Source organism: Pseudomonas entomophila, assembly GCF_029478665.1.
GTDB lineage: Bacteria > Pseudomonadota > Gammaproteobacteria > Pseudomonadales > Pseudomonadaceae > Aquipseudomonas > Aquipseudomonas entomophila_F.
This window is the reverse complement of record NZ_JARPQB010000029.1, coordinates 1-10136: the sequence shown is the minus strand read 5'-3', so window position 1 is coordinate 10136 and position 10136 is coordinate 1. Positions and strand designations below refer to the sequence as shown.

General features: G+C 65.4%; 12 protein-coding genes and 1 pseudogene. 8 read left to right on the top strand and 5 right to left on the bottom strand.

All coding sequences use genetic code 11. The features are described 5' to 3' along the window. Positions 1–186 precede the first annotated feature (186 nt). The 4 genes from P5705_RS16160 to P5705_RS16145 all read left to right on the top strand — a co-directional run bounded on the left by P5705_RS16160 (position 187) and on the right by P5705_RS16145 (position 3036). On the top strand, positions 187–747 hold the full coding sequence (locus tag P5705_RS16160; protein ID WP_277461869.1) for a DUF4174 domain-containing protein: 561 nt from the start codon (positions 187–189) through the stop codon (positions 745–747). A 202-nt stretch (positions 748–949) separates the two neighbouring features. After that, complete coding sequence (locus P5705_RS16155; protein ID WP_277461868.1) at positions 950–1438, top strand: HvfA family oxazolone/thioamide-modified RiPP metallophore; 489 nt, start codon at positions 950–952, stop codon at positions 1436–1438. Positions 1439–1505: 67 nt separating this feature from the next. Continuing rightward, positions 1506–2339, top strand: coding sequence for an HvfB family MNIO-type RiPP peptide maturase (locus P5705_RS16150; protein ID WP_277461867.1), 834 nt, complete (start codon positions 1506–1508; stop codon positions 2337–2339). Beyond that, entirely contained in the window at positions 2332–3036 is a 705-nt protein-coding gene (locus tag P5705_RS16145) for an HvfC family RiPP maturation protein (protein WP_277461866.1), read from the top strand. Before P5705_RS16150 ends, P5705_RS16145 begins: the two co-directional genes overlap by 8 nt. A 229-nt stretch (positions 3037–3265) precedes the next feature. On the opposite strand, the gene P5705_RS16140 is transcribed toward P5705_RS16145, so the two are convergent. Beyond that, a complete protein-coding gene (locus tag P5705_RS16140) occupies positions 3266–4222 on the bottom strand; it encodes a DMT family transporter (protein WP_277461865.1) in 957 nt (318 codons plus the stop codon). 100 nt (positions 4223–4322) lie between these two features. Here P5705_RS16140 and P5705_RS16135 point away from each other — a divergent pair, with 100 nt between their 5' ends. The 3 genes from P5705_RS16135 to P5705_RS16125 all read left to right on the top strand — a co-directional run bounded on the left by P5705_RS16135 (position 4323) and on the right by P5705_RS16125 (position 5638). Further along, positions 4323–5207, top strand: coding sequence for a LysR substrate-binding domain-containing protein (locus P5705_RS16135; RefSeq protein WP_277461863.1), 885 nt, complete (start codon positions 4323–4325; stop codon positions 5205–5207). 101 nt (positions 5208–5308) lie between these two features. Beyond that, positions 5309–5452 (top strand): hypothetical protein, encoded by a 144-nt coding sequence (locus P5705_RS16130; RefSeq protein ID WP_277461861.1) that lies wholly within the window; start codon positions 5309–5311, stop codon positions 5450–5452. 21 nt (positions 5453–5473) lie between these two features. After that, entirely contained in the window at positions 5474–5638 is a 165-nt protein-coding gene (locus P5705_RS16125) for a hypothetical protein (RefSeq protein ID WP_277461859.1), read from the top strand. 119 nt (positions 5639–5757) lie between these two features. Here the strand turns inward: P5705_RS16125 and P5705_RS16120 are convergent, their stop codons facing one another. From P5705_RS16120 to P5705_RS16105, 4 genes and pseudogenes are all read right to left on the bottom strand, one after another. Further along, entirely contained in the window at positions 5758–6912 is a 1155-nt protein-coding gene (locus P5705_RS16120; RefSeq protein ID WP_277461858.1) for a cysteine desulfurase family protein, read from the bottom strand. Positions 6913–7091: 179 nt separating this feature from the next. Continuing rightward, positions 7092–7181 (bottom strand): annotated as a pseudogene (locus tag P5705_RS16115) (DUF2269 domain-containing protein); the annotation flags it as partial. 135 nt (positions 7182–7316) lie between these two features. Further along, the gene (yecR, locus tag P5705_RS16110; RefSeq protein WP_277461857.1) at positions 7317–7625 is read right to left on the bottom strand and encodes a YecR family lipoprotein; all 309 of its coding nucleotides are present in this window, start codon (positions 7623–7625) and stop codon (positions 7317–7319) included. Between the two features lie 143 nt (positions 7626–7768). Next, positions 7769–8695, bottom strand: a complete 927-nt coding sequence (locus P5705_RS16105) for a LysR family transcriptional regulator (RefSeq protein WP_277461856.1) — start codon at positions 8693–8695, stop codon at positions 7769–7771. 141 nt (positions 8696–8836) lie between these two features. On the opposite strand from P5705_RS16105, the gene P5705_RS16100 reads away from it, so the two are divergent. Beyond that, positions 8837–10066 (top strand): acyl-CoA dehydrogenase, encoded by a 1230-nt coding sequence (locus P5705_RS16100; protein ID WP_277461855.1) that lies wholly within the window; start codon positions 8837–8839, stop codon positions 10064–10066. Positions 10067–10136 lie beyond the last annotated feature (70 nt).

Sequence of the window (10136 nt, the reverse complement as noted above, 5' to 3'; positions counted from 1 at the left end):
TTGGACTATGCTCAGGTCAGCCGCTGGCGGATTCATGGGAAGGCGGCGGCCGGCCAGAGGCGGTCCGGTAATGGTCAGTTACCTTTCGCCTGACCAGCTGTTTGGTCAGGTGGTTTAGGCTCCCGCGTCGGATCTTTCTCCCTGATCCGCAGTCTTTGGTGTTATCGAGAGAACAAGGAGATGCGCATGCTCGTTCGGTCATTGACCTTCGCCACCCTGATCGCCATCGCCGGGCCGCTGTTGGCCGCGGACAGTGACGCACCGCTGGCCAAGGAGCTGGGCAAGGCCAGGCCATTGGTCATCATCGCCCCGAGTACCGCCGACCCGACCCTGCGCGGCCTGAACCAGGCCCTGGAAGACCCGGCCACCAAGGCGGGCTTCACTGAACGCAACCTGGTGCTGTACAGCGTCGCCAACATGATGGGCAAGCGCGAGGACAAGAACCTCGAGCAGCAGGCCACCATGGCCCTGATCCGCGAACTCAAGCTGGGTGCCAGCAAGGGCACCAAGGTGATCCTGGTGGGCAAGGATGGCGAGCGGCACATCCTCAAGGACGATGACAGTGGCGAAAAGATCGACCCGCAGGTGATCTTCAAGGCGGTCGATGAGCTGCCCGCCAGCGAGAAGACGGTCACCGCGCCGGAGCCGGTGGCCAGCGTTGCGGAGCCTGCCCCCAAGGAGAGCAAACCCGGCAAACCGGCCAAACCGGCCAAGCCCGCGGCGCCGCCCAAACCGCTCGACGACTGATCACCTGCACGCCCCATCACGCTGAAACCGTAGGAGCCGGCTTGCCGGCGAACACCGGCTCCCACGTCCAGGCTTTGTATCGCACTGTATCTACCCCGCATCCCGCGTTGTTTTCATACAAAACCCGCTCCCGTGCGATACACCCGTGACACACCGCCCAGGCCCAATGGCTCCACTTTTCAACCACACGTGGAGCGACATCATGAAAACCACCCGTAATACGCTTGGCCTGCTCGGCGCCACCTTGATCGGCGGCATGGTCCTGGGCAACACCGCCTTCGCGGTCGAACCGCTGTCCCAAGGCTACCAGCTGGCTGCCACCAAGACGCCTGGCGAGGGCAAATGTGGTGAAGGCAAATGCGGCGCCAGCGCCAAGGCCAGCACCGAGGGCAAGTGCGGCGAGGGCAAATGTGGCGCCAGCGCCAAGGCCGGTACCGAGGGCAAATGCGGCGAAGGCAAGTGCGGCGACGCCTCGTTCTCACGCACCGACACCAACCACGACGGCAAGGTCTCGCGCGAGGAGTTCCTCGTGGTGGCCAAGGATCGTGCCGGCGATTTCGACAAGATCGACAGCAACCACGACGGCTTCATCTCCGAACAGGAAGCCGCCGATCACCTGGCGGCGATCTACAAGGCCAATGGCAAGGCGATGCCCGACGGGTTGTTCAGCCACCTGACCGGCAATTCCTGACCTGTACCCGACCGTGGCGCCGATGTGCTCCACGGTCGGCCTGTAGCCTGCCTGGAACCCTTCCATCATGATCGATTCCCCATTGCATACCGGGCTCGGCTTGCGCCGTGGCCTGCTGCCCGAACTGCTGGACATGGCGGCGGGCGAGGTGGACTTCCTGGAGTGCGCCCCGGAAAACTGGATTGGCGTCGGCGGTGCCTTCGGCCAGAAGCTGGAGTGCCTGGCCGAGCGCTTCCCCATTGCCTGTCACGGCTTATCCTTGTCGCTGGGCGGCACCGCGCCGCTGGACGAGGCGTTTCTCGGGCTCACCCGGCGCTTCCTCGACCGACACCAGGTGCGCCTGTACAGCGAGCACCTGAGTTATTGCAGTGACGACGGCCACCTCTACGACCTGCTGCCGATCCCGTTCACCGAGGAAGCTGTCCATCATGTGGCCGCACGGATTCGCCAGGCCCAGGACTTGCTGGGGCGGCGCATCGCGGTGGAGAACATCAGCTACTACGCCGCTCCGTACCAGGCCATGAGCGAGCTGGACTTTGTCCGCGCGGTGCTCGAAGAGGCCGACTGCGACCTGCTGCTGGACGTCAACAATGTCTTCGTCAATGCCTGCAACCATCGCTACGAGGCACAGGCCTTCCTCGAGGGCATCTGCCGCGAGCGGGTGGTGGGCATGCATGTGGCCGGCCATTACGACGAAGCGCCCGACCTCAAGGTCGATACCCATGGCGCGCCGGTCAAGGAGGATGTCTGGGCGTTGTTCGCCCAGGCCTGCCAGCGCTTCGGTGCTCAGCCGACCGTGCTCGAGCGCGATTTCAACTACCCGCCGCTGGCCGAGCTGCTGGCGGAAACCGCCCGTATTCGCAGCCTGCAACAGCGTCATGGAGGGCCACGCCATGGCTGATACCTTGCGCGCGCAACAATTCACCCTGGCCCGGCACTTGCGTGACCCGGCGGCCAACCCACCACCGCCGGGCATCGAGGCGCGACGCCTGGCGGTCTATCGCGAACTGTTCTTCGGCACCGTCGAAGGCTTGCTGGCCGGTAGTTTCCCGGTGTTGCGCAGTGCCCTGGGCGAGCCACGCTGGCAGGCCAGGGTGCAGGACTTCTACGCGCATTACCGCAGCCAGACACCGCTGTTCAGCGAAGTTGCCGAGGCGTTCATCGACTATCTGCAGGGCATCGAACTCGATGTGCCCTGGCAGCTGGAGCTGGCGCATTACGAATGGATCGAGGCGCAGTTGTACCTGAGTGATGCCGAGGATCCGCCCCATGATCCGTCGGGGGACCTGCTTGCAGGCGAGCCGCTGCTGTCGTGCGTGGCGCGGGTGTTGGCTTATCGCTGGCCGGTCGAGCGCATCGGGTCGGAGTACCAGCCGGCCGAGCCGCCCGAGGCGCCGACCTTGTTGCTGGTCTATCGCGATGCGGGGCTGCAGGTGCGCTTCGCCCGCGTGGCGCCGATGGCCTGGCAACTGCTGATGGGGTTGCCGGGCACCGGGCGTGAACGCTTGCGGGCACTGGGCAATGAAGAGGTGCAGCGCCAAGGCCTGATGCTGCTGGAGGCGTTGCGCGGGCAGGGCGTCATTGTCGGTACCCGCTGATTTTCCGGTGGCAGATGAGTCGGTTTTGCGTTGAACACGTTCTCGCTGTTGGGGCGACGGTAGGAGCGGCTTCAGCCGCGATCACCCGCAAAGCGGGTGCCATCCACTGCGATGCCTGCATCGCGAGGCCGGGGATGGCACCGGCTTTGCCGGTGTTCGCCGGCAAAGCCGGCTCCTACAGAAAAGCGCGTGTCCCTGGAAGTTCACCTGCGAACGTGCGATGGCGATTCTAGGCCGTGGCACCGTGGGCTGGCTTGGGCGCCTGTTGTTTCTTCGCCGGCTTCAACCGCGACACCCCGAACAGCACCAGCGCCAACCCGGCCACCTGGTACAGCGAAATCTCCTCGTTGAGGATCGCCCACGACGCCAGCACCGTCAGCACCGGCCCCAGGTTGCCCACCGCGGCCGTGTGGGTCGGCCCCAGGCGTTGGATCGCCAGGGCCACCCAGTAGATCGGCAGCACCGTGGAGAACAGCGCCATCAATGCCGCGTACAACCACACCGCACTCGGCAGTTGCAGCAATGGCGCGACATCGGCCACCAGCAGGTAATGGGCTAGCACCATCAGCGACGACGCCGTGCCGCACAATCCGGCGAGGCGCATCGAGCCCATGCGCTTGAGCATCGCCCCGGTGCCCGAGTAGTACAGCGCGTAGGTCACCGCACTGGCAAACACCCACAGCGAACCGAGGATCACCTGGCTGCCGATACCGGCGCTGCCGATGTCGTGGACAAAGGCGATGCCCAGCCCCAGATAGCACAGGCCCATGGCCGCCAGCGTGCGCGGGGTGGGGCGTTCGCGTTGGGCGACGGCCTGGATCAGCAGCACCAGGGTTGGATAGGTGAACAGGATCAGCCGCTCCAGGCCGGCGCTGATGTACTGCAATCCATAGAAGTCGAACAGGCTCGCCAGGTAGTAGCCGAACAGCCCGAGCAGGGCCACGCGCAGGCCATCGCCCAGGGTCAGCGGCGCATCGCCCTGGCCGCGGCTGGACCACACCAGCCAGGCGAACAGCGGCAACGACAGGGCCATGCGCAAGGCCAGCAGGCTGATGGCGTCCACGGGCCCGGCGGCATAGGCGAGCTTGACGAAGATGGCCTTGAAGCTGAAACCCAGTGCCGCGAGCACGGCATAGAGGCTGCCGTTGGCGAGGGCGCGTTGGAGCGGGGCGGGCAGGCGGGTCATGGCGAATCCGATAGGGTGAGGTCGTGGCTTATTCTGGATAGAAGGTCGTCGCGCTAGAATCGCTTTTTCTCGAAGATGGCGTTCTGATTTGGAGAAGCCCATGCACTTTGACCTGACCGACTTGCGCCTGATCGCCGCCATCGCCAGCAGCGGCAGCCTGAGCAAGGCCGCGGCGACCTTCCCGGTGGCGGTGTCGGCGGCCAGCACCCGCCTGCGCCTGTTCGAGGAGCGCAGCGGCTTGACCCTGTTCATCCGCAAGGCCGATGGCATGCAGCTCACCCCGGCCGGTCGGCTGGTGCTGGAAGCGGCGCGCGGGGTGCTGGGCGAGGCGCAGAAACTGCAGGACACGATGCGCGAACTGGCAGGCCTTCGGCGCATCACCTTGCATGTGGCAGCCTCGACCGTGACCAACAGCACGTTGTTGCCAGCGGTGCTGGGGCCGTTCCTGGCGGATTATCCGGAGGTCGACCTGCAACTGGTCGAGCACAAGAGCATCGATGTGCTGCGGGTGGTGCTGGGCGGGGAGTGCGAGATCGGCGTGTACGACGGCAACCTGGTCAACGATGGCGTGGTCTCGCTGCCGTTTCGCACCGAGCGCCTGGTGTTGCTGGTGCCCGTCGATCACCCCTTGGCCGGCCGTGGCCAATTGCGCCTCGGTGATGCCCTGGGTTATCCCTTCGTCTGCCTGCCGCCCGAGCGGGCCATGCAGCGCTTCGTCGAAGAGCTGGCGATGAACCTGGCCATGCCGCTGAAAGTGCGGGTGCGCGCGCCGAGCTTCGAAGCCATCGCGCAGTTGGTGGCCCAGCATGCGGGCATCGCCATGCTGCCGGAAACCGCGGCGCTGCGCGCTCAACAGGAACTGGCGGTGTGTCCGGTGGCACTGGAGGAGCGTTGGGCGACCCTGGAACTGCGCATCTGCTTCCGTGGCTGGGAGGCGCTGAGCTCGCACGGGCGGCGGTTGGTGAGTTTTCTGTCCGGGCAGTGAGGGTGGGCTGGTGGCAATGTGCAGCTAGTACACCAGCCCTAGGGTCAAGCCGCGGCAACCGGCCGATAATCGACACGCTTTCCCAACAAGGAGCGTCAACGATGATCGAGGTTGAACAAGCGCTGCAGGAGCTGGATGAAGCGCAGATCGAAGCGGTGGCCGGAGGCGGCCAGCGCCCGGGCGACCCGCCGCCGCAGTTCCCCGAATGGCCCGAAGAACTGTTCGGTTCGCGCGCCGGTTACTGACTCAGCAAAGGAGCGATACCCATGTCGATTGAAGATTCGCGCACGCTGCGTGTGCTTGATCACGAGGAATTGGAACAGGTCGCTGGCGGCACCGACGCGACCATCATGCCGGTGATGCCGCCGGTGTATCCGAAGCCGGACGTTCCGCCGCCCAACGACATCGAGGGCCCGATAATCCGGTTCTGAGATGCCCTTGTAGGAGCGGCTTCAGCCGCGATGCAGGCAACGCGGTGCCTGGCACCCGCTGGGCGGGTGATCGCGGCTGAAGCCGCTCCTACAGAGGTCACATCAGGGCAACGGGTGAGCTACCACAAGGCAACCGAACCCGCTGCAATCACGCGAGCAAACACGTCGATCGCCGTGTCCACGTCCTGTTCCGTGGTATAGCGCCCGATGCTCAGCCGCACGCTGTTGCGCGCCTGCGCTTCGCTGAGCCCCAGGGCCAGCAGCACATGGGAGGCGCTGTTGGCGGCGGAGTTGCACGCCGATGTGGTCGACAGCGCCAGCTCTCCCGCCAGCGCGTTGCTGTTGAACCCCTTGGCCTCGATGCACAGGTTCAGGGTATGGGCGATGCGTTGTGTCGGGCAGCCATTGAGGCGCACGCCCGGCAAGCCCAGCAAGCCATCGCGCAGCCGGTCGCTCAAGCGCTGGATACGTGCGTGCTCGCTGTCACCCGGCTGGCCGGCCAGGGCAAAGGCGCTGCCCATGCCGACGATCTGGTGGGTGGCCAGGGTGCCGGAGCGCAGCCCGCGCTCATGGCCGCCGCCGTGCATCTGCGCGCGCAGCACCGGGCGGGCGCGGGGGCCGACGTACAGGGCGCCGATGCCCTTGGGGCCATAGGCCTTGTGCGCCGAGAACGACATCAGGTCCACCGGCTGCCGGGCGAGGTCGATCAGTACCTTGCCGACGGCCTGGGCGGCATCTACATGCAGCAGCGCGCCGTGTTCGCGCACCAACGCGCCGATGCTGGCGAAATCGGTGACCGTGCCCAGTTCATTGTTCACCGCCATCAACGACACCAGGCGGGTGTCCGGGCGCAGCGCAGCCTGCACGGCCGCTGGCTGGATCAGGCCCTGGGCGTCCGGCGCCAGGCGAGTGACTGCCCAGCCCAGGCGTTCCAGTTCGGCGGCGGTGTCGAGCACTGCCTTATGTTCGAGCTGGCTGGTGATCAGGTGGCCGGGTTGCTCAAGACCCTGGGCGATGCCCTTGAGGGCGAGGTTGTTGGACTCGGTGGCGCCGGAGGTCCACACCAGTTCGTCGGGCTGCGCAGCCACCTGTTCGGCTACCTGGCTGCGGGCCTGCTCGACGGCCTCGCGGGCGGCCTTGCCATGGGCATGGCCGCTGGAGGCCGGGTTGCCGAAATTGGCTTCGCGACCCAGGCAGGCCATCATGGCTTCGATGACCCGGTCGTCGACCGGGGTGGTGGCGGCATAGTCGAAATACAAAGGTGCGGTGGGCATGATCACGCGTGTCCGTACAGGGGCGCCGACCGTCGGCGACCATGGGTGAAATCCTACGCGTATGCCATGAGGAAGGTTTTTTCATTTTGACCATCGCCTACGTATTTGGAGATCAATCTTTCTGAACTCGTCATTTTCGTAGGATTTTTTTCTCTGGCGCTTCGCTGGGCATCAGAGACCCCGGCCGGCGTGGTGATCCAGGCATCGAAGCGCACCACCATCCGCGCTTCGCCGGTGCGATGGGCGGCGATCAGGTACAGGTAGGAGCCCCATGTTCCATTCCTTGTGCCGTGAATCCGAGAAGCCCGTTTCAGGGCGGCGCAAGGGTTACCGAAAGGCCATGGCAATGCAAGCGGGGCAAAGTGCGGGAGCCCATGCAGCAGGCCCCCGCGATGGGGAAAGGGTCATTTCTGGCAGAGGTAGTCCTGGGTGACCGTGGTTTGCAGGCAGTTGAACTGGCCCATGGTGCGGCAGAGGCTCTTTTCGCTGCCGGTGATTTCCGCGTTTCGGTAGCCCCAGGTCTTGCAGCGCGCGGTGGCGACCTGCAGCCCCTGGGCCGCATCGCTCTGGCCGCTCTCGAACTGGCCCTGTTCGTAGGAGACCTGCACCAGGCCGTCGTTCTTGCTGCCGCCGGTAGCTTCCCATTGCTTGGGGGTGGCGCAGCCGGCGAGGACCAGTGCGGCGAGGGTGAGGGTGGCGAGGGTTGTCTTCATGTTGGCAGGGTCCTTTGCAGGGCCCGGGCAGAAGGGCCCCGGGCCTGATGTCACGTGAGGGAGAACGTCGTCGACGGTAGCACGGGGCCAGACGCTGGCCGATAGCACGGGTGTGCTAGCGGCTGTTCGCCATCATGCGATGCTCAGGCACTTTCCAGCGCCTGCTCGTCCTGCACCGCCACCCGCTCGCACAACTCGATGATCTGCTCGCGCATCCAGCGGTTGGCAGGATCCTGGTCGGTGCTTTCATGCCAGTAGAGATGGGTTTCCAGGGGCGGCACCTCCACCGGCAGCGGCTGGTGGCGCAACTGGTGGCGGCGGGCGAAGCGTTCGGGCACGGTCATCACCATGTCGGTTTGCTGCAGCACCTGCGAGGCCATCAGGTAGTGCTGCGAACGCAGGGCGACGCGGCGCTGCACGCCCATCTTGCCCAGGGCCAGGTCGACATAGCCCAGGCCGTTGCGGCGGCTGGAGATATGGATGTGGGTCATACCCAGGTAGGCGTCGAGGGTCAGCTTGTGCTCGGCCAGCGGGTGGCCCGGGCGCATGGCGCAGACGTAGCGGTCCTGCATGAGCTTGACGTGGCGCACCTGCGGGTCGGTGTTCAGCGGCGCGTCGACGGCGAAGTCCAGGCGCCCGGCGGCCAGCTCCTTGGTGGTCTCGCGGCGCTTGCATAAAAAGCTCTCGATCACCAGCGCGGGCGCCAGTCGGCGCAGGCGCTGGAACAACGGCGGCAGGATCACCGCCTCGGTGAGGTCGGTCATGCTGATGCGGAAGGTCTTGCTGGCCTGCAGCGGGGTGAAGATGCGGCTTTCCTGCACAGAAGTGCGCAATAGCGTCAGCGCGTTGCGCACTGGGCCGATGATGTTCTGCGCCATGGGCGTGGGCACCATGCCTTGGGCGGTGCGCACGAACAGCGGGTCATTGAAGGTCTCGCGCAAGCGCGACAGGGCGTTGGACACCGCCGGCTGGGTGATGCCGACGATCTGCCCGGCGCGGGTCAGGTTGGCTTCGGTGTAGATGGCGTCGAAGACGATGAACAGGTTGAGGTCGACCTTGCTGAGGTTCATGGGCGCCGCTCTTTGTTGGAGTTATCGGCCGATCATATATCGGTTATGAATGTTTATACACGTAGAAAATAGACTAGGTGGATGACGGGCTGCTGTTCTAGGCTCAGGCCCATGTTCTTCATTGACGGAAGGTAGCCCCCGATGGATTTCGCCTATTCGCCCAAGGTCCAGGCACTGCGCGAACGCGTCAGCGCTTTCATGGATGCATACGTCTACCCGGCCGAGCCGGTGTTCGAGCGCCAGGTCGCCGAGGGCGACCGCTGGCAGCCCACCGCGATCATGGAGGCGCTCAAGGCCAAGGCCCGCGCCGAAGGCCTGTGGAACCTGTTCCTGCCGGAGTCGGAGTATGGCGCGGGGCTGACCAACCTCGAGTACGCGCCGCTGGCCGAGATCATGGGCCGCTCGCTGCTGGGCCCGGAGCCGTTCAACTGCTCGGCGCCGGACACCGGCAACATGGAAGTGCTGGTGCGCTACGGCAGCGAGGCGCAGAAGCGCCAGTGGCTCGAGCCGCTGCTGCGCGGCGAGATCCGCTCGGCGTTCGCCATGACCGAGCCGGACGTGGCCTCCTCGGACGCCACCAACATGGCCGCCACCGCGGTGCGCGACGGTGACCAATGGGTGATCAACGGCCGCAAGTGGTGGACCTCCGGCGCCTGCGACCCGCGCTGCAAGGTGATGATCTTCATGGGCCTGTCCAACCCGGACGGCCCGCGCCACCAGCAGCACTCGATGATCCTGGTGCCCACCGACGCGCTGGGGGTGAAGATCGTCCGCCCGTTGCCGGTGTTCGGCTACGACGACGCGCCCCATGGCCATGCCGAGGTGCTGTTCGAGAACGTGCGCGTGCCTTATGAAAACGTGCTCCTCGGCGAAGGCCGCGGTTTCGAGATTGCCCAGGGGCGCCTCGGCCCAGGCCGCATCCACCATTGCATGCGCTCGATCGGCATGGCCGAGCGTGCCCTGGAGCTGATGTGCAAGCGCTCGGTCGAGCGCACCGCCTTTGGCCGGCCGCTGGCACGCCTGGGCGGCAACATCGACAAGATCGCCGACTCGCGCATGGAGATCGACATGGCGCGACTGTTGACCCTCAAGGCCGCGTACATGATGGACACCGTCGGCAACAAGGTGGCGCGCAGCGAGATCGCGCAGATCAAGGTGGTGGCACCGAATGTCGCGCTGAAGGTGATCGACCGGGCCATCCAGATACATGGCGGGGCAGGGGTGAGCGGCGATTTCCCGTTGGCCTACATGTACGCGATGCAGCGGACCCTGCGTTTGGCCGATGGGCCGGATGAAGTGCACCGGGCCGCAATCGGCAAGTACGAGATTGGCAAGTATGTGCCGAAGGAGATGTTGCGTAGCGGTCATTGACCCGGCAGAAAACCCGCTTTGGCGGGTTTTTTGTTGCTCAAAGAAGGTGTTTGATCGTGTATCGGCGGCG

What these genes read in the sequence shown, in the direction of transcription:
- P5705_RS16160 (WP_277461869.1), top strand. Translation starts at nt 187, where the DNA reads ATGCTCGTTCGGTCATTGACCTTCGCCACCCTGATCGCCATCGCCGGG.
- P5705_RS16155 (WP_277461868.1), top strand. Translation starts at nt 950, where the DNA reads ATGAAAACCACCCGTAATACGCTTGGCCTGCTCGGCGCCACCTTGATC.
- P5705_RS16150 (WP_277461867.1), top strand. Translation starts at nt 1,506, where the DNA reads ATGATCGATTCCCCATTGCATACCGGGCTCGGCTTGCGCCGTGGCCTG.
- P5705_RS16145 (WP_277461866.1), top strand. Translation starts at nt 2,332, where the DNA reads ATGGCTGATACCTTGCGCGCGCAACAATTCACCCTGGCCCGGCACTTG.
- P5705_RS16140 (WP_277461865.1), bottom strand. Translation starts at nt 4,222, where the DNA reads ATGACCCGCCTGCCCGCCCCGCTCCAACGCGCCCTCGCCAACGGCAGC.
- P5705_RS16135 (WP_277461863.1), top strand. Translation starts at nt 4,323, where the DNA reads ATGCACTTTGACCTGACCGACTTGCGCCTGATCGCCGCCATCGCCAGC.
- P5705_RS16130 (WP_277461861.1), top strand. Translation starts at nt 5,309, where the DNA reads ATGATCGAGGTTGAACAAGCGCTGCAGGAGCTGGATGAAGCGCAGATC.
- P5705_RS16125 (WP_277461859.1), top strand. Translation starts at nt 5,474, where the DNA reads ATGTCGATTGAAGATTCGCGCACGCTGCGTGTGCTTGATCACGAGGAA.
- P5705_RS16120 (WP_277461858.1), bottom strand. Translation starts at nt 6,912, where the DNA reads ATGCCCACCGCACCTTTGTATTTCGACTATGCCGCCACCACCCCGGTC.
- yecR (WP_277461857.1), bottom strand. Translation starts at nt 7,625, where the DNA reads ATGAAGACAACCCTCGCCACCCTCACCCTCGCCGCACTGGTCCTCGCC.
- P5705_RS16105 (WP_277461856.1), bottom strand. Translation starts at nt 8,695, where the DNA reads ATGAACCTCAGCAAGGTCGACCTCAACCTGTTCATCGTCTTCGACGCC.
- P5705_RS16100 (WP_277461855.1), top strand. Translation starts at nt 8,837, where the DNA reads ATGGATTTCGCCTATTCGCCCAAGGTCCAGGCACTGCGCGAACGCGTC.